Genomic DNA, 19,128 nt, shown 5'->3' on the forward strand with positions numbered 1-19,128 from the left:
GGGCCCTTACGGCGTGAGGTAGGTGTGGAAGACGTTCGCGGGGTCGTACGTGTCCTTGAGTGCCTGTAGCCGCTCCCAGTCCTTGGGGGCGTACGACCTGCGAGCCCGGGAGGCGTCGGCGCTGAGGTCGGCCTCGGCGATGTAGTGGCCGGTTCCGTACGGCTCTACGGCACGCATGGTGTCCCGGAGCCAGCTGATGTTGGCGCTGTCCGCCGCCGGGTCGTCCCAGATCGCGAAGGGGGCGACATAGGTCTCGCCCAGGACCGAGAAGGCCATGTCCTCGGAGAGGGAGCGGTCCCGGGAGGCGGGCCACAGGGGAGCGAGGATGAGCGACTGCTCGGAGGGGGCCCGGGCGAGCGCGGCGGCGAGGATCGGCAGCAGGGTCTCGTACCCGGTGTCCGACCACAGGGTGTCCACCGCGTTGCGGTGCTCTTGGGGCCAGAAGCCGGAGGACGTGCCGTACAGGTCCTCGAACGTCTTCGGCTCGTCTGTCTGTTGGAACAGCGCGCGTTCGGCGAACGGGCAGTCACGCAATGGGTCCAGGCAGCGGACGGCCTCGTCGCGCGTGCGGGCGAATGCGGCGCCGGTGAAGCTGATCACCTTGGGTCTCGGCGAATCCGCCGTGATGTCAGGGGAGGCGGTCGAGAGCATGAAGGACGCCTCGACATTCGCCGGGAGACGCTGAGCTGCTTCGGCGGCCCAGCGGGTGACCCTTTCGACCTCGGTCAGAGGGAAGGTGTACGTGGTCTGGGCGACCGCCGCCGGAAGGTCGTGCAGCGTCACATGGAAGCGGGTGGCGACCCCGAAGAAGCCGGGTCCCGCACCGCGCGCGGCCCAGAAGAGGTCGGGGTTCTCGCTTCGGCTGCAGGTGAGGGCGTCGCCGTCCGCCGTCACCACCTCGACCGCTTGCACGCCGGCGGCAGCCGGACCGTGCAGGCCGGAGTTCCAGCCGAGGCCACCGCTGAGGAGGTAGCCGCTCAGGGCGACGGGCCCACAGTGCCCGGCCGGGAAGGTGAGGCCGTGCGGGGCGAGGGCGGCGACGAACTCGCGGCCGGTGAGCGCGGGTTGCACGGTCGCGGTGCGCGCGGCCGGATCGATCTCGCAGGCGTTGAGCGCGGAGAGGTCGATGAGCATGCCGCCGTCGCGCAGCGGGGAGCCGCACCAGCTGTGCCCATGGGAGCGAATGGCGATCCGGAGCCCCTCGGAGCGGGCCAGCCGGACGGCCGCCCGGACATCGCGGTCCGAGGCGACCCGGACGATGAGGTCGGGAAAGCGCTCCGGCTTGAGGCCGTTCCACAGCATGGCCGACCAGGTGCTGTCGTAGGCGGCGTCGCCCCGCCGGACGATCTCCCCTTCGATCACTTCGCTGACCCCGCCGGCTCCGCTCATGACGCGCTCCTCAGTCGTGGTCAGTTGGTGGTGAGTCGGGGTCAGTCGGTGGTGGTCAGCCCGAAAATCAGGATGCACAGCCCCCAGCACAGCATCACGAGGGCCGCCCCCGCCACATGGGTCCGTACGGAACGCGCCCTGCTGGGCGCCAGCCAGAAGGCGAGAACCCGGTTCACCAAAGGCATCAGCAGCCAGGTCAGGATGGAGACGCTCAGCATGTTTCCGATGAACAGGCCGATATAGCCGGGCAGTCCGATGTCGTCCAGTTCGAAACCGACCGTCAGATTCAGGACCATCACGGTGGGATACAGCGCCAGCACAACGGTCATGGCCTGTTTCCAGCTGGGCGGGACCGCCTCGTCCGCGCCTTCCCCGAAGCGGAACCAACCGCTGAACGCCGACTCCACCTTGCGAACGTCGTAGGAGTAGAAGTAGTCCCGGCCTTCGGCAAGGAGCTTTTCGCGGGCGCCCGACGCGAGCCACTCGTCGAGGTGTTCGTGGGTGTCGAATCTGAATACGACGACCCAGTTGTCCTGGATCCCCTCGACCGGCTTGAACAACTCGGTTCCCATGAAACCCGGGTATTTCTCCTGGGCCTTGAGGGCCTTGTCCTGCCACCGCATGAAGTCCTCTTCGCGGCCGGGCCGCACCTCGTGGGAGATGACCGCCGTGACGGCTTCCTCGTCCGGGGGCGGTGGCGTGCCGCCGACCAGGACCTCCTGGGTCGGTGTCCCGTCGAACAACGGACGTCCCTGGGCAAGCAGTTCCTGGCGCTCGCCGGATTCCAGCCAGGCGGTCAGCAGGTCGATACGGGAGAAGCGAAAGACCACCACCCATTCCCGCTCTTCACCGGCGCCCGGGGGATATATTTCCGTCCCCTCGAATCCGTCGAATGCGCGGACGGCATGGTTGGTCCGCTCCTGCCATCGCTCATAGTCGTCGGCGCGGCCTTCCCGCACCTTCTGGGAGGTCACAACGGTCGCACCGTCGCCGGTCGGGGCACGGATTGCACTGACACCCATACGGAGTAGTCTAATTCCAAGGGGAGTTATCGGACAAGCGGGGCAATTTTCCTCGGTGATGCCGAGCGGAGGTCCGACATGAGTCACAAGGAGTTTCTGACCGAAGCGGTACGGTTGGCGACCGAATCCGTCGATGAGGGCTGGGGCGGTCCGTTCGGTGCCGTGATCACCCGGGACGACGAAATCGTGGCCCGGGGTCAGAACCGCGTTCTGCTCACCGGCGACCCCACCGCGCACGCCGAAGTGGAGACCATCCGCAAGGCCGTGCAGCTCCTGAATCCCGAGGCTCCCTCGATCTCGCCGGAACACCAGAACGAGAGCACACTCGAATATGTGCCGCGTCCCGAAGGGTCTCCCGACCCGGTACCGGAGCGGGCCCGAATGCTCAAGGGCTGCTCGATCTACATCAGCGGCGCCCCCTGCCCGATGTGCATGAGTGCCATCTACTGGTCGCGGATCGACAACGTCTACTACAGCTGCGATCTGAAGGCCACACGCGAGATCGGCTTCGACGACGCCTTCCAGTACGAGGACTTCCAGAAGCCCCTCGACCAGCGCCGCATCCACGTGGAGCAGATCCACCCCGAACTCGGCGCCCAGGCCTACGAAACCTGGTCACACAAGCCGGACCGGCATCCCTACTGAGGTTGTCAGGGCAGGCGCGATACCAGTACGGGATCAGCCGTCCTCCGGAATGCCGGTACGGGATCAGCCGTCGCTCGGGCGAATCCCGGCAGTGGCCTCCACCCGGTAGACCCGCGGCGCCACGCCCACCGCACGCTTGAAGGCGTTGCTGAAGGCGCTCTCCGAGGTGTAGCCGACGGAGCGGGCGAGTGCCGCGACCGGGGCGGTGTCCTGTCTCAGGGCCCGGGCGGCCAGGCTCATGCGCCAGTTCAGCAGGTACGTCAGCGGCGGTACCCCGGCCGCCTCCTTGAACCGTACGGCGAACGTGGTGCGGGACATCGCCGACGCCCGGGCGAGTTCCTCCAACTGCCAGGGGTGGGCCGGGTCGCCGTGCATCAGGCGCAGCGCCGGGGCGAGCCGTTCGTCGGCGAGGGCGCGCAGCCAGCCGGGCGGCAGCCCGTCCGCGTCGGTCAGGCAGATCCGCAGCACCTGCACGAACATCAGCTGCGCGAGCTGGGCCGAGACGAACTCGACGCCGGCCCGGCCGGCCCTCATCTCCGCCACCAACTGCCCGATGAGCCACCGCAGTACGCCTGCCTCGGGCGAGTCGGCCCGTACGTGGACCAGCTCCGGCAGTGCCCGCCGCAGCAGGTCGCCGTGGTCCCGGCTCAGGTCGATGTGCCCGGACACGCAGGAGACGTCCACCGCCTCGCCCTGGCCGAGCCGGGCCATCCGGGTCGCCGGGTCCATGACCACGTCATCGGGGGAGACCGGTTCGACTCCTGGCCGATTGCACAGTACGTACGGCTGGTCACCGTCGGAGACCACCACGTCCCCCTCGGTGAGCCGCAGGGGCTCACCGCCCGCCTCGCGGACCAGCAGGCAGCTGCCCTGCAGCATGGCCTTCACCTTGAGGCGGTGGCGTCCGCGCAGCTCGATGGCCCAGTCCCCGCCGGCCGTGAAGCCGCCGGAGAACACACTGCGGGCGTCGGCGACGGCGAGGGCGTCGGACAGTGGGTCTGCGGTCATTCTCGAACTATCACGCAAGTAATGCGGATTCTCAAGCATTCATCGTACGGATCAGTCGACCTACGGTGGTCTGGACAGCTCGTCCTGAGGCTTGAGGAGAGACCGGACATGACCACCGCACAGCAACCCCTGGGTTCCGGCTTCGGCGCCGCGTCCACCGCCGAGGAGGTGATCAAGGGAATCGACCTGACCGGCAAGGTCGCGATCGTCACGGGCGGCTACTCCGGCATCGGGCTGGAGACGGCCCGCGTCCTGCGCGCCGCCGGCGCCGAGGTCGTCGTACCGGCACGAGATGTGGAGCGGGCCCGGACGGCGCTCAAGGACATGCCCGGAGCCGAGGTCGAGCACCTGGACCTGCTGGACCCGGCGTCCATCGACGCCTTCGCGGAGAAGTTCCTGGCCTCCGGGCGTCCGCTGCACCTCCTGGTCAACAGCGCCGGGATCATGGCGACCCCGCTGGCGCGGGACGCGCGGGGGTACGAGGGGCAGTTCGCCACCAACCACCTGGGGCACTTCCAGCTGACCACCAGGCTGTGGCCCGCGCTGGTCGCGGCCGAGGGCGCGCGGGTCGTGGTGCTGTCGTCGCGCGGCATCCGCTTCTCAGGCGTCGACTTCGACGACCTGCACTTCGAGCACCGGACCTACGAGCCCTTCCTGGCCTACGGCCAGTCGAAGACGGCCAACGCCCTGTTCGCCGTCGAGGTGGACCGGCGCGGGCAGGCGCAGGGCATCCGGGCGTTCGCCGTGCACCCGGGGCTCATCGTCGACACCGGCCTGGTCAAGCACCTCGACCCGGCGGCGCTCCAGGCCGCGGGTGCTCTCGACAGCGAGGGCAGGCCTGTCCGTGACCTCAAGCGCCAGATGAAGACCGTGCAGCAGGGCGCGGCCACCAGCGTCTGGTGTGCGACCAGCCCGCAGCTCGACGGTCTCGGCGGGGTCTACTGCGAGAACGTCGACATCAGCCCCCTGGTGACCCCCGAGAACGAGGCGGTCTGGGCCGGCGGGGACGGCCCGGGTGTGCTGCCCCGCGCCGTGGACCCGGCGGCAGCCGCCCGCCTCTGGGAGGTCAGCGAACGGCTCACGGCCTGAACGGCCGCGTCGATGCGGGCCGGCTCGTCGGCGTCGAGGTTCCGGCCCTCCGGGAGGTGATGGTGACGCCGCATCATGCTTTCGTACTGACGAACGTCATGGCCAAGCGATGACACCACGCCCTGTCAGGTGAGTGTGAAGGCGGGTGAGGTGGATGCATGACCTCGATGCAGAGAACCTTGTCCCTCGCCCTCGCCGCCACCGTGGTGGGGGCGGCGACCGCGATTCCCGGAGTGTCGGTGGCGGCGACGCCGGACACCGTGCGGTGGGGCCCGTGCCCGGAGAAGATCGCCGCACCCCGTCTCGAATGCTCGACGCTCGAAGTCCCGCTGGACTACCGGGATCCGGACGGCCGGCAGATAGAGATCGCGATCTCCCGGCTGGCGAGCGAGAAGCCGTCGCAGCGCCGAGGCGTGCTGGTCACCAATCCGGGCGGCCCCGGCGTCACGGCACTCGGCTGGCCGGCCGTTCTCGCCGCCTCGGGGCTGCCGCAGAAGGTGCTGGACTCCTACGACGTGATCGGCTTCGATCCGCGCGGTGTCGGCCGCAGCGCCCCGGTGGCCTGCGATCTGACGCCGGAACAGCAGGCACGCGGCAACTTCCCGCGGTACGCGCACACCGCGGCCGATGTCACGCGGGAGGCGGGGAACGCGCGGGCCATCGCCGACCAGTGCGCCGGCTCGCGGACGGCGTGGATGCTGCCGCACACCACCACCGCGAACACCGCGCGCGACATGGACCGGATCCGGGCGGCGCTGGGCGAGCCGAAGCTCTCGTACCTCGGTTCCTCCTACGGCAGCTACCTCGGCGCGGTGTACGCGACCATGTTCCCGAAGCGCGGCGACCGGGTCGTGCTCGACAGCAACCTCGGGCCCGGCGGGTACGACGTCACGGCCATGCGGTTGTTCGCCCGCGGTATGGAGGACCGGTTCCCGGACTTCGCGGTGTTCGCCGCCGCGCATCCCCAGTACGGTCTGGGCACCACACCGGAGCAGGTGACCGCGAAGTTCTTCGATCTCGCGGAGCGGCTGGAGGCGACACCGGTCCAGGGCGTCGACGGGACGTTGTTCCGCGGGCTCACGTTCGACCGCCTCTACAGCGATGCGCTCATGCCCCGGCTGGCCGAGACCTGGCAGGCGCTCGACACGGACCGGCCGCTGCCGGCCGACCCGCCGTCGGGAGACATGGACAACTTCATGGCCGCCCGTTTCTCGGTGGTGTGCGGCGACACACGCTGGCCGGGGACGATCCGGGAGTATCAGCGGAACGTCGCGGTCGACCGGCCGGCATACCCGATGCTGGGCGGGTCCACGGCGAGCATCGGGCCGTGTGCGTTCTGGCCGGCCAAGCGGGTCGAGCCGCCGGTGCGCATCGGTGACCGGGGCCCGTCGAACGTGCTCATGGTGCAGAACGAGCGCGACCCGGGAACGCCGCTGGCCGGCGCCCAGGAGCTGCGGCGGGCGTTCGGCAAGCGGGCCACGATGGTGACGGCCGATCAGGGCGGGCACGGTGTCTATCCGTTCGGCGCCAACACCTGCGCGAACGACACGGTGACGGCGTTCCTGACCGCCGGTGAGCGCCCCTCGCGGGACCTCGCCTGCGCGGCCGAGCCGAGCAAGTAAACAGGGGTAGAGGCATGCTCAAGGAGTGGCGGCGTCATCGGGCCGTGCAGCGGGTCAAGCCCGGGGACGGGCGACCATTGAAGCGTTTCCGCTGGTGGCAGATGCTCACCCGCGCACTGTTCCATCTTCGGCTGATGAACGACGACGGCCGTCCGACGGTCTACGCCGTCGAGGTCAAGCACCAGAATGCGTCGGAGGGCTACGTCACGGCCCACCTGTACCTCGATGGCAGGCATCACGCCGAGTCCAAAGTCCCTGCCGTCTTCCCCGTCCGGGGCGGCACCGTCGAAGTAAGGACGAGTGGTTTCGGGCTCAAGCGCTGCCACTACGTCACCGCCGAGGGGGCCGAGCACCAACTCACCCCGGACCCTGCTTCCGCCGAGGGGCGCCGCGCGCGCTTCGACCGATCGCACCCCGCGCTGAGCCGCGGTATCGGTCTCTTCTCGGCGATCGTGCTCGTCATCGGCCTGGTGCTCCTGATCCTTCAGCTCGCCGAACAGGTCACCCGGGCGCCGGAGGGCGTCGCCCAGTACGTCGGGACCTTCACCTCGCCCGTTGATCTGTCGGCATGGGGCAACACCGTGCTCGGGATCGCAACCGTGGCGGCCAGCACGGAGCGGGCGCTGCGGCTGCGCTACAGCCGGCTGCTCGACGGCGCGGCGGGCTGAGCTCGACGTTCGACCGGGTGCCCGGCGGTTGAGTGCTGTGAGGCGCGTTCGGGACCGGGGGCCTGTCCGNNCGGACAGGCCCCCGGTCCCGAGGGGGCTCAGCGCTTGAGCGTGAAGGTGAAGTCGCCGGAGAGCCTGCCGCTCAGCCGGACCGCCGACACGAGGTTCCCCTCCGTGATCAGTCTCCCGACCTCGGCCCGCGAAAGACCGCAGCCCTCAGCGATCAGCCGCACCGGCCGGACAGGGATCCGCGCCGCGAAGCGGACCGACACATCGATCACATCGCGGTCCAGGTGATCCGATCCGCCGGTGTCGAGTCGCCAGGCGTTGTCCCAGTCGAGGGCGATGCGATTACGGCGCCGCACGACCGGATCCTGGAGCAACTCGGCTGCCAGGCCGGGGTCGTTGTCATGCAGCCGGTCCAGCAGCTCAGGCCGTACGGAGCGCACGTTCATCCGCTCCAGGACCGTGAGCTTGATGGTGTCCCCGCAGACGGTGCAGAGCGCGAGGAGCCAGGCGTCGATGACCTTGTGGTTGGCGTTGACGCGAAATTTGCCGTTCGCCCGGAAACGCTCGGACGCGCACGTGTGACAACGGCGGCGAACGAGCGGCAGGCAGGTGGGCATGACCACCCAGTTTTCGAGCACAGAAGAACACCGTTTCCAGTGAGAAGTCCGCAGCAAAAAGGAGCGCGGCGCACATGCGCGACGCGCGACGATTCAGCACTCGGGAGGTCTCACACGGTGTACAACGGCACGTCCTTGCCCAGACGACTTGGCTCGGCAGCACGGTAGTGGCGAACAGCGGCGCCGTTCCACTGGTTTTGGACCGGCTCACTGTTGGGTTCCGCCCCGCGGCGGACTATGAACGAAGCCGGCCCACGCGCGCCATCGAAGAAGGCATCGATCTGGGCGGGATCAGCCCCTGATCAGGTAGAAGGGGTGCCCGGCCGGGTCGGTCAGAACCCGCCATCTGTCCTCGTTCGGCTGGTGATCCGGGCCCATCAATAGCCGACGCGGAACGTCGCGTCCTGTTGTTCGGTGGACGTGGAGATCGGGTCGATGCGCAGCACGTAGTTGGCGTGGCGGATGTAGCGGGTCGGGTTGTTGTACGAGCGGAAGGACGACCAGGAGCCGTCCGCGAGGCCCGCCGTGCGGTAGAAGGTCGCGTCGCCCGCGTACGTCGACGTGCCGTCGTTGACGTCGAGTTGGAGCTGGTAGTTGTAGTGCCGCAGATAGCGGGTGGGGTAGTTGACCGACTGGAAGGAGACCCCGGAACTGTCGGCCAGGCCCGGGACGAGCTTCCACTGCGAGTCGGTGTACAGGTCGAAGGGGTACGTGTCGATGCGGGCCGCGTAGTTGGCGTGGCGGACGTAACGGTCCGGGAAGTTGTACGACTTGAGCCTGTTCCAGGTCGGCGCTCCCCACCTGGTGAGCAGGTTGTTGTACTCGGTCGTGGTGATCGTCGCTATGCCGCAGTGCTTGGAGTTGACCGGCTGGGTGTAGGTCTTCTGGTCCAGTGCGGTCCAGGTGCCCGATGCCAGGTTGGTGGACTGCCAGGCGTAGAAGACACCGTTCGGCGTATACGTGTCTCCCCAGAGGAACCATGTGTTGGACGTCAGCGACTTGAACACCGTCGGGGCCTCGGTGCCGCCGTGTGCGACGCCCGCGCTGAACTCGGTGAAGCTGCCCGGGTCGAGAGAGCTGGACCTCGCCGCCACCAGTGTCTGGTTCTTCTTGAAGAAGAGGTAGTTGACGCCGTTGACGCCGACGGCCATGTTGCCGTCGATGACGTCGTAGCCCGGGTCGAAGAAGACCTGCGGGGCCGAAGCGGTGACGAAGTCACTCGTGTAGTTCACCATGATCACGTTGTGGCCGCTGGAGTTGACCGAGGAGTAGATGACCGCGTACTGGCCCCGCCCGGCGTCCCAGAACGCCTCGGGGGCCCAGCTGTGGGTGGTCATGTCGTGGAGCTTGAGGCGGCGGTAACCGGTGAAGGTGCGCAGGTCGGCGGAGTCCCAGACATGGATGTACTGGCTGTTGTAGCTCCAGTCGGTGCCCTTGAGGTCGGTGGCGATGACGACGAAGGTGCCGTCCTGCTTGCGCATGAGGAACGGGTCGCGCAGGCCGAGGGCGCCCGCGGTGGGGGTGACCACGGGGTTGTTCTGGTTCAGCGGCGTCCAGTTGAGCGAGTCGGGGCTGACCGCGAGGTGCAGGCCGTAGTCGGTACCGGCGCCGAGGCTGGTCGACTCGGTGAAGTAGCACATCACGTACGCCGAGTCGGCCGCGTGGGCGGTGCCGGCGCCGAGGGTCAGTACGCCGGACACGGCCAGGGGAGTGGTGGCGGCCATGCCGAGGAACAGGCGGCGCGACGGCTGGGGTCTTGCGCTCATCTTGGTCTCCAGGCGGCGTACGAGGGCGGGTGAGCGGGGAGCGGCTGCGCGGCGCGGGGGACCGGGGACGGCGAAGTACGCAGCCAGGCAAGCGAGTTGGCCGAGATTTCGAACCAGGTTCGTAAATTCGATCAGAAGGTAGAGCGCTGTTCGGCGTGCGTCAATCACTCTGTCGAGGCTGTGGTGAATCTGTGCCGTCTGAGGCCGCGGGCCTCCAGTGGGGAGGGGGTGCCGCGTTCGACCAGTCGGCCGGATTCGCACGCCGGAGCGGGTAATTCCGGCCAGAATGTCCCCTTCGTGAATCTGGCTGAAGTCGATGTCGTCAGATAGGTGCCCGCGGCATCTAATGAAGATCGGTACGACGCATCCTTCGTCCGCGAGGTCTTCGATGACAGACATGACGGATACGGCAGACGTGAAGCCGCTCTCGGCACCCGTCGCCTTCCCCCAGGACCGCACCTGCCCCTTCCAGCCCCCCACGGGCTACGACCCCCTGCGTGAGGCCCGGCCGCTCGCCCGCGTGACCCTCTACGACGGCCGGGCCATCTGGCTGGTCACCGGCCGTGACCTGGCCCGCAGCCTGCTCGCCGATTCCCGCCTGTCGTCCGACCGCCTGCGCCCCGGCTTCCCGGCCACCTCGCCGCGCATCGTGGCGTTCCGCGACCGCCGGGCCGCCCTGCTGAACGTCGACGACCCCGAGCACCACACCCAGCGGCGGATGCTGGTCCCGAGCTTCACCCTCAAGCGCGCCGCCGCGTTGCGGCCGGCCATCCAGCGGATCGTCGACGAATGCATCGACGCGATGCTCGCGAAGGGCCCGCCCGCCGAGTTGGTGAACGCCTTCGCGCTCCCCGTTCCCTCGATGGTGATCTGCGAACTGCTCGGTGTCCCGTACGCCGATCACGAGTTCTTCGAGGAGCAGTCCCGTCGGCTGCTGCGCGGCCGGGACGTGGACGAGGTGCGGGACGCGCGGGACCAGCTCGACTGCTACCTCGGGGCGCTGATCGACCGCAAGTCCGAGTCGTCCGTCGGTGACGGTGTCCTCGACGCCCTGGTCCACGAGCAGTTGCGCGAGGGCGCGGTGGACCGGCAGGAGGCCATCTCGCTGGCCACGATCCTGCTGGTCGCCGGCCACGAGACCACCGCCAACATGATCTCGCTGGGCACTTACACCCTGCTCCAACACCCCGAGCGACTGGCGGAGTTGCGGGACGACCCGTCGCTGTGGCCCGCCGCCGTCGACGAGTTGATGCGGATGCTGTCCATCGCGGACGGGCTGATGCGGCAGGCCACGGAGGACATCGAGGTGGCCGGGACGACGATCCGCGCCGGTGAGGGCGTGGTCTTCGCGACCTCGGTCATCAACCGCGACGGGGAGGTCTACGCCGAACCCGACGCCCTCGACTGGCACCGGCCCACCCGCCATCACGTGGCGTTCGGCTTCGGCATCCACCAGTGTCTCGGCCAGAACCTGGCCCGTGCCGAGATGGAGATCGCCCTGCGTTCCCTGTTCGAGCGGGTGCCCGGGCTGCGCCTCGACATTGCGCCGGACGCGGTCCGCTTCAAACCGGGCGACACGATCCAGGGAATGCTGGATCTGCCCGTGGCCTGGTAGGGGGTCCACTCATGCACATCGACATCGACACGGACGTGTGCATCGGCGCCGGCCAGTGCGCGCTGTCCGCCCCGGCCGTCTTCACGCAGGACGACGACGGCTTCAGCACCCTCCTGCCCGGACAGGAGGACAGCGGCGACCCGATGGTCCGGGAGGCGGCCCGAGCCTGCCCGGTCGGTGCCATCAAGGTCTCGGAAACCGCGCGACCGTGACTGCGGTGGTGGCCCCTTGGGCAGGGGCCACCACGGCTGCGCCGCCCAGGCGCGCTCTCGTCCGGCGGGTCAGAAACCGACATCGGCATCCCGGTACGTCGGCGGCCGGCGCACGCGGGACGCCTGCTCGTAGGCGTAGGCGAGCCGGAGCAGCAACGGCTCGCTCCAAGCCGTACCCATGAAGGTCAGGCCGACCGGCAGGCCGAACGCGAAGCCGGCCGGGACGCTGATGGCGGGATATCCGGCGAGCGCGGCGGGCGTCGACGAGCCGCCGCCGTAGCTGTCCCCGCGGATCAGGTCGATCTTCGCCGGTGGGCCGGTGGTCGGCATGACGAGCGCGTCCAGGTCGAAGCGGCGCAGCACCGCGTCGATGCCCTCGGCGCGTGAGAGCCGGTGGTTGGTGGCCAGCGCCTCACGGTATTCGCGCTCGGAGAAGTCCAGCTCGTGCACCGCCTCCAGCCCGTCCTGCCGCACATAGCGGAGTTCGCGGTCGGCGTGCGCACGGTTGAACGCGATCAGCTCCGCCAGGCTGCGCGGATGGTCGCCGGGGGAGGCGGCCAGGTAGGCGTTGAGTCCGCGCTTGATCTCGTACGCCTGGACGACCATCGAGCTGGGCAGGTCCTCGAGTTGCTCGGCTGTCGGGATGTCGGCCGGGTCGACCACCGTCGCCCCGGCCTTGCGCAGGGTGGCGATCGCCCGCTCCGCGATCTCGTCGGCGTGGTGGCTGTAGCCGAAGTACACCGCTCGCGGTACGCCGATACGGGCGCCACGCAGACCGTCGGCGTCCAGGAAACGTGTGTAGTCGCGATGGAAGTGGCCACGGCTCGCCCCGGTCGCCGGATCGCGGTCGTCCACCCCGACGAGCGTGCCGAGCAGGATCGCGGCGTCGCGGACCGTGCGCGCGATCGGACCGACACTGTCCTGGCTCGGCACACCGGGAATCACGCCGCCGCGCCCGACCAGTCCGACGGTCGGTTTCACGCCGACGACGCAGTTGGCCGAGGCCGGGTCGATGATCGAGCCGTTGGTCTCCGTACCGATTCCGGCGACGCACAGGTTGGCCGCGGCGGCGACCGCGGTGCCTGAACTGGACTCGTTCGGTGACCGGTCCAGTTTGTAGGGGTTCCTGGTCTGGCCGCCGCGAGCACTCCAGCCGGCGTGGTGGGTGAGCGACATCCCGCCGGCCCACTCGCTGAGATTGGTCTTGCCGAGGATGACGGCACCGGCCGCGCGCAGCCTGGCGGCGACCGTGGCGTCCCTCGCCGGCCGCAGGCCCCGCAGGGCCAGTGATCCGGCCGTCGTGTGCATCCGGTCCGCAGTCTCCACCAGGTCCTTGAGCAGGATGGGCATGCCGTGCAGGGGTCCACGGCGATCCCGCTCGGCGTCCAGGCGCCGGGCTTCGCGCAGCGCGTCGGGATTGACCTCGATCACGGCGTGCAGGAGCGGGTCGACGCGTTCGATGCGCTCCAGGTAGTGGCGGGTGAGCTGTTCGGCGGTGAGCCGTCCGTCGTCCATCCGCCGGCGAAGCTCGACGATGCCCAGCTCGTCCAGTTCCGTGGCCGCCGTGTGTGCCGTGTCCGCGGCTCGTCCCGTGGTCGAGGCGTCGGCGCGGGCGGGGGCTGCGCCGAGCCAGGGTGCGGCTGCCGCGGCGGTGCCGAGCGCGAGCACTGTGCGGCGGTGTGGGGCGTTGATCCGGTCCATTCACTGCACGTTAGAGGCGTGGGCGAGGTTTCTCGCTCCGGCTGTCCCCCGGCTCTGTGGTGAGAGCAGCCCCCGGTCGATCCGGGGGCCGGCCGGAACGCCGTGCGGAGCAGACCTCGGTGGACCGTTCCTCCACTTGTGTGGATTCAAGTCGTTTGTCTGGTCCGGGTGTTGGGTCGCGGTTAGCGTGCCTTGACCGATGTGCCTCAAGGGGGAGCAGTAGATGCGTAAGACAGGAATCCGCGGGATTCTGGCGCGACTGGGCGTCGCGCTGCTGGCGGCCACAGGACTCGTCCTGACCGGACCGAACGCCGCACAGGCCAGCACCGTCGTCGACATCCCGGCACCCACGCCGGGCGGCGTCTCCATGACGATGAAGTTCTACGGGGCCGTCGTGCCCCAGCCCTACATCCCGGACCCGGACGCCGCGTACAACGAACCGAACACCTGCGAGCTGTACTTCCGGCAGTTCGACCCGTCCTCCGGCTGTGGTGGCTTCAAGCTCGGGACGGTGCTGCACAACGTCCGCGAGCAGCCCGGCTACAAGGCGGGACTGGCCGGCACCGGCTACTTCGACGCGTATGCCGACACCGACCGCACCTTCGGCTGCCTGCGTCCTGACGGCAGCTTCGACCACTCCACCGCCTTCGTCGTCCACCAGGACCAGCGCCGCCTGTCCCCGGTCTACGTCGAGGGTGGCGCCGCCAACCTCGTCCAGCGGCTCCGGGACTATCCCGACGCCGAATACGGGCCCAACTGGTTCGTCAACTTCACCCCGATCGTGGACGTCGACTGCCCGGCCGGCATGACCCCGACCCAGTACGGGCTGAAGATCAGCAACGTGCGGATCTCGATCGACGACCCCGAGATCTTCGGTACGACGACGTGGGCCCACCCGGGTCCGTTCTACGCGTAGAACGGCGCAGAACCGGCGTGTACGAGGGCCTGCCCGGCCCTGAGAGGCCGCCAGGCCCTCGTACGTCACCCGGCCGGTCGGTCCGGGACGACCCGAACTGTCCCTCTCTCCGCTGGAGTTGACACCTGCGTCCGGGCAGCGGTGCGGGCATGGTGCGGCAAACTCGTGCGCAATCTGTGGTTGATTGCGCAACAAGGCGTATGGCAAGGTCCTTTCACAACTGTCGGGCGTGCCGTTTCATACCGCAGGCCTGATTTCCCTCTTGCCCCCACTCGAGTGGAGTCCGCGTGCCCAAGAGCTCGCACCCTGGCGTGGACAGTGCGCGGACGGCGGTGCGACGGCCGCGTATCGCGTACGAACAACGCCTGATGCCCTGCTGATCGAATGCGGAGCCGCCCGCTCGACGCGGCCGATGACGGAAGCTCCCCGAGTGCCGGCCGCCGCCTTGCAGGAACGGCTCCCGCGCATACTTTCCGGCAATCAGGCCATGAACACTCGACCGGGTCCTTCAGGTGAAGGACCGTCAGGTCGGCCCTCCCCCTTTTGTCATGCCACCGCTGACTGAAAGCACCCCACTCCGTGACCATCTCCGTTTACGAGGGCCAACCGGCCGGTCGGCACGCAGCCATTCCCCAAGGCAGCCTGCTCCGCCGGGTATACGCACCCCGGGCCTTCGACGCGCTCGCTTTCTCCATGTGCACCTACGCCATGCCGCTCCTGGTGCTGGCCACGACCAAGTCCGCGTCCCTGACAGGTCTGGCCTTCGCGCTGGAATGGCTTCCGCGGGTGGCGGCCTTCGGCCTGGCGGGCGACCTGGTCGACCGGCGTGGAGCCGCGATCGTGTTCTTCCTCGCCTCCCTGGCCCGGGCGCTGCTCGTGGCGGCGGGAGGCGTCGCCCTGTTCATGCTCCCGAGCGGGACGGCCGAAACAGTCACCGTGATGGCGCTGGCCGCCGGAACAGGTGCCCTGACACAGTTCAGTTTCATCGCCAACGAAGCGGTGGGCGCGATCGTCAGCCGGCGTACGGCGGGTCAGGCGCACAAGGTGCAGGCCGTACTGATCGGGATCGACCAGACCGCCACCCTCACCGGGCCCGCGCTGGGAGGTGTGCTGCTGCTCGGCGGGCCGAGCCATATGCTCGCCGTCCTCGGGGTGTTGTCCGTCCTCGCGGCCTGTCTCGCCCTGCAGACCCCGCCCACGCCACTGCGCGGCTCCGCCAAGAACGGAGCGCGACGGCAGGCAGGGCTCAAGACCGGGTGGAACACGCTGAGTTCACTGCCTGTGCTGAGCTGGCTCGTGGCCGGACTGGTCGTCTCCAACCTCGCGCTCGGGCTGCTGCAGGCCGCCAGCCCGATCATCGTGATCGAACGCTTCGGACTGACCTCGGCGGCCGTGGGCACCCTCTGGTCGGCGGCGGCGGCATCCACCCTGCTCGCCATCGCGGCCTGCCGGTTCGCGCTCAACCGGCTGGGCCTGTGGGGTGTCGGCGTGGTCTGCTCCACCGTCGCGTCCGCGGCCTGCCTCGCCCTGGCGCAGGCGCCCACCTACATCTCGTACGTCCTGGTCATGGCGCTCTTCATGGCCGCGGACGGCGGCCTGACCGTCGTGTTGCGCACCCTGCGCTCGCTTCTGATACCCCCGGCCGCCTTCGGAAGCACCCTCTCCCTGACCATCCTGCTCCTGCTGCTGCCCTTCCCGGTCGCGGGAATCGTGGTTGCTCTGACACCGTTGTCGGCGCTCCAGCACGCCATCCTGGTGTGCGGCATACTCCAGGCCCTCGCCCTCGGCCTGGCGTTCATGCGGTTGCGGGGCGATCCGGTCCTGCGCGGTTCCGGGAACATGACCCGGGCGACGGCCTGACCACTGACCTGACGGGTATCGGCGTCCGGCCACGGGTCGGGCGCCGATACCGCTGTCCGGAGCCCTACTCCTTCGGCTGGGTGAAGCGGATGCTGTTGCCGAAGGGGTCGCGGAGGCCGCAGTCGATTCCGTACGGACGCTCGGTGGGCTCCTCGGTGAACTCGACACCCCGGCCCAGCAGCTTCTCGTACGTCTTGCGGCAGTCGTCGGTGGTGAAGATGAGGTGGCCGCCCATCGCCCCCTTGGTCAACAGCTCCCGTACCTGCTGCGCCGTCTCCTCGGACAGCGCTGGAGGGCCCGGCTTCTCCAGCAGGATCTGGCGGTCGGGGTGACCGGGTACGTTGACGGTCAGCCAGCGCATGAAGCCCAGGGACACGTCGGTGTTGACCTCCAGTTCGAGCTTCCCCACGTAGAAGTCGAGGGCCTCGTCCTGGTCGAGGACGTAGATCTGCGAGTGCGTGATGGCGGTGAACATGTCCATCACGCTATCGAGCCGGCCGGGCGAAAACTTATCCAAAACTGCTCAGCCGAGGGGCTGGTACAGGCCGTGAGGGCGGTCGGCGGACCGTCAGTCGCTGGGGCGCATCCACGCCATGGCGAAACACGTCGGTACGGCCGCGGTCACCGATTCGCGGCGGTATGCCCTCGGTGACCGGCCGACGATGTCGCGGAACGTGCGGCTGAAGGTTCCCGGGCTGCCGAAGCCCACCTGGAAGCAGATGTCCGTCACGCTGCGGTCGGTCTCCCGCAGCAGGAACATCGCACGCTCGACCCGGCGGCGCTGCAGATAGCGGTGCGGTGTCTCGCCGAACGTGGCCCGGAAGGTGCGTGCGAAATGCGCCTGGGACAAATGGGCGATCCGGGCCAGGGCCGGGACGTCCAGCGGCTGCGCGTAACCGCGGTCCATCGCATCCCGCGCCCGAAGCATGCGACGGTTGCTCTCTTCTGCGGCACGACTCACGACGCCATCACATCACGGGACCGCGCGGCCGGATTGTTTTACGTTGCCTTTGCCATTCGGGAACCCTGGTGGCGGTGAGGAGCGTTCATCTGTCGCGGGGCGTGAACCAACGCGACCGATGATTCAGGACCGGACAGGCAACAACAAAAGCCGAGGTGGCAGTAGTGGCGATGTGGGACCGGCTCAAGGACCAGGCCAAGAACCTCCAGCAGTCCCAGAGCGGCAGGGGATCGGGGGGACAGGGGCAGGCCCCTCACGGCCAGGGCCAGGCCCCCTATGGGCAGGGCCAGTCTCCGTACGGGCAGGGTCAGAGCGGTGGCCATGCGCCCGGTTCGTCCTCCGGTGGCTCCAAGGCCAAGCTGGTCGGGCTGCTCAAGTCCCAGCTCGCGTCGGTCAAGACCGAGCTCAAGAGCGGCGCCTACCGGGACGCCAGCATGGCCATGTGCGCGCTCGTGGCCGCGGCCGACGGACATGTGGATCAGGCGGAGAGGCAGCGTGTCGAGGAGCTGATCGTCTCCAACGAGGTATTGCAGAACTTCCCGGCGGACCAGCTTCGCCAGCGCTTCAACAAGCACCTGGACCAGCTCATCGCCAACTTCGAGGTGGGCAAGGCCGAAGCGCTGCGGGAGATCGCCAAGGCCGCCAAGAAGCCGGTGGAGGCCCGCGCGGTCATCCAGACGGGCATCGTGGTCGCGGGGGCCGACGGGCACTTCGACCAGTCCGAGCAGTTCGCCATTCGTGATGCCTGCGCCGCCGTCGGTCTGTCCCCCACGGAGTTCGGCGTCTGACAGCTGCCGCCGACGACTCAGCCGCCGACTCCACCCCCCGGAGTCGGCGGCCCGGTGAAGTAGTCGGCCTCGTGGTCACGCCGAAGGGGATCCACGGCGCGAACCCGTTCCTCCTCCGTCCTACGCGCCTCTGTCCCGAGGGCGAACTGGCCGGTATACAAGTTCAGTCACCATGCACGGGCGCGCCGTCGGCGCCCCGGCTCGCGGTGTTGGACCCAGGGGGGAATCTTGAAGAACCGTCGCACCCAGTCCGGCAGCACGGCAATGAACCGCCGACGGGCGACCGCCGTGGGAGCGGCGGTCAGCGGCTGCGCCCTCGTCGTCGCGTCCGCGGCACCCGTCGCGGCGCACGGCGGCGGCCACGGCCGGGGCACGGACTACGTATCGCTCGGAGACTCCTACACCTCGGGACCGGGGATCCCGACGCAGGTGGACGCGAACTGCGCCCGCTCCGACCACAACTACCCCTCGCTCGTCGCCGCGGAGCGCAGAACGTCCACGTTCAAGGACGTGAGCTGCGGAGGCGCCACGACCGAGCAGATGTGGAAGGCACAGGGGACCAACCCTCCACAGCTCAACGCCCTGCAGCGGGACACCGACCTGGTGACCGTCCAGATCGGCGGCAACGACATCGGGTTCAGCTCCATCATCAGCACCTGCGCCCAGCTGAGCTCGCAGGACCTCACGGGGGACCCGTGCCGGCGTCACTTCAGGTCCTCCGGGGTCGATGAGCTGACGCTGAGGATCCTCGACACGGCACCCAAGATCACCCGCGTGCTGCGGGCCGTGCACGCCAGGGCGCCGCACGCCCGCGTGCTCGTCGTCGGCTACCCCGCTCTCCTGCCGGACGACGGCAGCGGCTGCTACCCCTCGGTGCCGTTCGCGGCGAAGGACTTCCCCTATCTGCGCGACACCGGCAAACGCCTCAACCTGATGATGCGCGTGGTGGCGCGGTTGAACGGGGCCGAATACGTTGACACGTACGGACCCACGATCGGACACGACATGTGCAAGGCCCCGGACATCCGCTGGGTCGAACCGCTGCGACCGGCTTCGCCGGCGGCCCCGGCCCACCCCAACGCCAAGGGCGAGGCGGCCATGGCACGTGCCGTGCTGCGGAGCCTGGGCAAGGGGCACGGGCACTGACGGGCCTGCCACGAGGAGCCCGTCCGCTCGCCTCATCGGAGGATCACCACGTGCGAAGGAGGGACTCAGGGGGCAGAGGGACCGTGGGAAGACA

At 68.9% G+C, this 19,128-nt stretch carries 18 protein-coding genes; 10 read left to right on the forward strand and 8 right to left on the reverse strand.

Annotated features, from left to right (window positions below; genetic code table 11):
- Nucleotides 1-6: 6 nt before the first annotated feature.
- Together AOK17_RS09825 and AOK17_RS09830 are read right to left on the reverse strand one after the other, a co-directional pair.
- Nucleotides 7-1,389, reverse strand: a complete 1,383-nt coding sequence (locus AOK17_RS09825) for an FAD-binding oxidoreductase (protein WP_055611977.1) — start codon at nt 1,387-1,389, stop codon at nt 7-9.
- A 41-nt stretch (nt 1,390-1,430) separates the two neighbouring features.
- On the reverse strand, nt 1,431-2,411 hold the full coding sequence (locus AOK17_RS09830; RefSeq protein ID WP_055611978.1) for an antibiotic biosynthesis monooxygenase: 981 nt from the start codon (nt 2,409-2,411) through the stop codon (nt 1,431-1,433).
- 78 nt (nt 2,412-2,489) lie between these two features.
- Here AOK17_RS09830 and AOK17_RS09835 point away from each other — a divergent pair, with 78 nt between their 5' ends.
- Nucleotides 2,490-3,056 carry a nucleoside deaminase gene (locus AOK17_RS09835; protein WP_055611979.1) on the forward strand — a complete coding sequence of 189 codons (567 nt, stop codon included), beginning with the start codon at nt 2,490-2,492 and terminating at the stop codon, nt 3,054-3,056.
- A 63-nt stretch (nt 3,057-3,119) separates the two neighbouring features.
- On the opposite strand, the gene AOK17_RS09840 is transcribed toward AOK17_RS09835, so the two are convergent.
- Nucleotides 3,120-4,064 (reverse strand): AraC family transcriptional regulator, encoded by a 945-nt coding sequence (locus AOK17_RS09840; RefSeq protein ID WP_055611980.1) that lies wholly within the window; start codon nt 4,062-4,064, stop codon nt 3,120-3,122.
- Between the two features lie 108 nt (nt 4,065-4,172).
- On the opposite strand from AOK17_RS09840, the gene AOK17_RS09845 reads away from it, so the two are divergent.
- The 3 genes from AOK17_RS09845 (at nt 4,173) to AOK17_RS09855 (ending at nt 7,443) form a co-directional block, all read left to right on the forward strand.
- Nucleotides 4,173-5,153 (forward strand): oxidoreductase, encoded by a 981-nt coding sequence (locus AOK17_RS09845; protein ID WP_055611981.1) that lies wholly within the window; start codon nt 4,173-4,175, stop codon nt 5,151-5,153.
- Nucleotides 5,154-5,320: 167 nt separating this feature from the next.
- Entirely contained in the window at nt 5,321-6,775 is a 1,455-nt protein-coding gene (locus AOK17_RS09850; RefSeq protein ID WP_055612033.1) for an alpha/beta hydrolase, read from the forward strand.
- 14 nt (nt 6,776-6,789) lie between these two features.
- Nucleotides 6,790-7,443, forward strand: a complete 654-nt coding sequence (locus AOK17_RS09855; RefSeq protein WP_055611982.1) for a hypothetical protein — start codon at nt 6,790-6,792, stop codon at nt 7,441-7,443.
- Nucleotides 7,444-7,541: 98 nt separating this feature from the next.
- On the opposite strand, the gene AOK17_RS09860 is transcribed toward AOK17_RS09855, so the two are convergent.
- Nucleotides 7,542-8,090, reverse strand: coding sequence for a DUF1062 domain-containing protein (locus AOK17_RS09860; RefSeq protein ID WP_055611983.1), 549 nt, complete (start codon nt 8,088-8,090; stop codon nt 7,542-7,544).
- A 356-nt stretch (nt 8,091-8,446) separates the two neighbouring features.
- Nucleotides 8,447-9,835 (reverse strand): glycoside hydrolase family 43 protein, encoded by a 1,389-nt coding sequence (locus tag AOK17_RS09865; protein WP_055611984.1) that lies wholly within the window; start codon nt 9,833-9,835, stop codon nt 8,447-8,449.
- 388 nt (nt 9,836-10,223) lie between these two features.
- On the opposite strand from AOK17_RS09865, the gene AOK17_RS09870 reads away from it, so the two are divergent.
- Nucleotides 10,224-11,450: a cytochrome P450 gene (locus tag AOK17_RS09870; protein WP_055611985.1), complete on the forward strand. Its 1,227-nt coding sequence runs from the start codon at nt 10,224-10,226 to the stop codon at nt 11,448-11,450.
- An 11-nt stretch (nt 11,451-11,461) separates the two neighbouring features.
- The gene (locus tag AOK17_RS09875; RefSeq protein ID WP_055611986.1) at nt 11,462-11,662 is read left to right on the forward strand and encodes a ferredoxin; all 201 of its coding nucleotides are present in this window, start codon (nt 11,462-11,464) and stop codon (nt 11,660-11,662) included.
- 69 nt (nt 11,663-11,731) lie between these two features.
- Here the strand turns inward: AOK17_RS09875 and AOK17_RS09880 are convergent, their stop codons facing one another.
- Nucleotides 11,732-13,363: an amidase gene (locus AOK17_RS09880; protein ID WP_055611987.1), complete on the reverse strand. Its 1,632-nt coding sequence runs from the start codon at nt 13,361-13,363 to the stop codon at nt 11,732-11,734.
- A gap of 223 nt (nt 13,364-13,586) precedes the next feature.
- Between AOK17_RS09880 and AOK17_RS09885 the strand changes: the two genes are divergently transcribed.
- Together AOK17_RS09885 and AOK17_RS09890 are read left to right on the forward strand one after the other, a co-directional pair.
- On the forward strand, nt 13,587-14,279 hold the full coding sequence (locus tag AOK17_RS09885) for a hypothetical protein (RefSeq protein WP_055611988.1): 693 nt from the start codon (nt 13,587-13,589) through the stop codon (nt 14,277-14,279).
- Between the two features lie 579 nt (nt 14,280-14,858).
- The gene (locus tag AOK17_RS09890) at nt 14,859-16,139 is read left to right on the forward strand and encodes an MFS transporter (RefSeq protein ID WP_055611989.1); all 1,281 of its coding nucleotides are present in this window, start codon (nt 14,859-14,861) and stop codon (nt 16,137-16,139) included.
- A gap of 64 nt (nt 16,140-16,203) precedes the next feature.
- On the opposite strand, the gene AOK17_RS09895 is transcribed toward AOK17_RS09890, so the two are convergent.
- Nucleotides 16,204-16,614, reverse strand: a complete 411-nt coding sequence (locus tag AOK17_RS09895; RefSeq protein ID WP_055612034.1) for a VOC family protein — start codon at nt 16,612-16,614, stop codon at nt 16,204-16,206.
- 93 nt (nt 16,615-16,707) lie between these two features.
- Nucleotides 16,708-17,100: a helix-turn-helix domain-containing protein gene (locus AOK17_RS09900; protein WP_206190716.1), complete on the reverse strand. Its 393-nt coding sequence runs from the start codon at nt 17,098-17,100 to the stop codon at nt 16,708-16,710.
- A 164-nt stretch (nt 17,101-17,264) separates the two neighbouring features.
- Here AOK17_RS09900 and AOK17_RS09905 point away from each other — a divergent pair, with 164 nt between their 5' ends.
- Together AOK17_RS09905 and AOK17_RS09910 are read left to right on the forward strand one after the other, a co-directional pair.
- Nucleotides 17,265-17,888, forward strand: a complete 624-nt coding sequence (locus AOK17_RS09905) for a tellurite resistance TerB family protein (protein WP_055611991.1) — start codon at nt 17,265-17,267, stop codon at nt 17,886-17,888.
- Between the two features lie 264 nt (nt 17,889-18,152).
- The gene (locus tag AOK17_RS09910; protein ID WP_055611992.1) at nt 18,153-19,034 is read left to right on the forward strand and encodes an SGNH/GDSL hydrolase family protein; all 882 of its coding nucleotides are present in this window, start codon (nt 18,153-18,155) and stop codon (nt 19,032-19,034) included.
- Nucleotides 19,035-19,128 lie beyond the last annotated feature (94 nt).

Source organism: Streptomyces phaeochromogenes (assembly GCF_001418655.1).
Taxonomy (GTDB): Bacteria; Actinomycetota; Actinomycetes; order Streptomycetales; family Streptomycetaceae; genus Streptomyces; species Streptomyces phaeochromogenes.

What these genes read in the sequence shown, in the direction of transcription:
- AOK17_RS09825 (WP_055611977.1), bottom strand. Translation starts at nt 1,389, where the DNA reads ATGAGCGGAGCCGGCGGGGTCAGCGAAGTGATCGAAGGGGAGATCGTC.
- AOK17_RS09830 (WP_055611978.1), bottom strand. Translation starts at nt 2,411, where the DNA reads ATGGGTGTCAGTGCAATCCGTGCCCCGACCGGCGACGGTGCGACCGTT.
- AOK17_RS09835 (WP_055611979.1), top strand. Translation starts at nt 2,490, where the DNA reads ATGAGTCACAAGGAGTTTCTGACCGAAGCGGTACGGTTGGCGACCGAA.
- AOK17_RS09840 (WP_055611980.1), bottom strand. Translation starts at nt 4,064, where the DNA reads ATGACCGCAGACCCACTGTCCGACGCCCTCGCCGTCGCCGACGCCCGC.
- AOK17_RS09845 (WP_055611981.1), top strand. Translation starts at nt 4,173, where the DNA reads ATGACCACCGCACAGCAACCCCTGGGTTCCGGCTTCGGCGCCGCGTCC.
- AOK17_RS09850 (WP_055612033.1), top strand. Translation starts at nt 5,321, where the DNA reads ATGCAGAGAACCTTGTCCCTCGCCCTCGCCGCCACCGTGGTGGGGGCG.
- AOK17_RS09855 (WP_055611982.1), top strand. Translation starts at nt 6,790, where the DNA reads ATGCTCAAGGAGTGGCGGCGTCATCGGGCCGTGCAGCGGGTCAAGCCC.
- AOK17_RS09865 (WP_055611984.1), bottom strand. Translation starts at nt 9,835, where the DNA reads ATGAGCGCAAGACCCCAGCCGTCGCGCCGCCTGTTCCTCGGCATGGCC.
- AOK17_RS09870 (WP_055611985.1), top strand. Translation starts at nt 10,224, where the DNA reads ATGACAGACATGACGGATACGGCAGACGTGAAGCCGCTCTCGGCACCC.
- AOK17_RS09875 (WP_055611986.1), top strand. Translation starts at nt 11,462, where the DNA reads ATGCACATCGACATCGACACGGACGTGTGCATCGGCGCCGGCCAGTGC.
- AOK17_RS09880 (WP_055611987.1), bottom strand. Translation starts at nt 13,363, where the DNA reads ATGGACCGGATCAACGCCCCACACCGCCGCACAGTGCTCGCGCTCGGC.
- AOK17_RS09885 (WP_055611988.1), top strand. Translation starts at nt 13,587, where the DNA reads ATGCGTAAGACAGGAATCCGCGGGATTCTGGCGCGACTGGGCGTCGCG.
- AOK17_RS09895 (WP_055612034.1), bottom strand. Translation starts at nt 16,614, where the DNA reads ATGTTCACCGCCATCACGCACTCGCAGATCTACGTCCTCGACCAGGAC.
- AOK17_RS09910 (WP_055611992.1), top strand. Translation starts at nt 18,153, where the DNA reads ATGAACCGCCGACGGGCGACCGCCGTGGGAGCGGCGGTCAGCGGCTGC.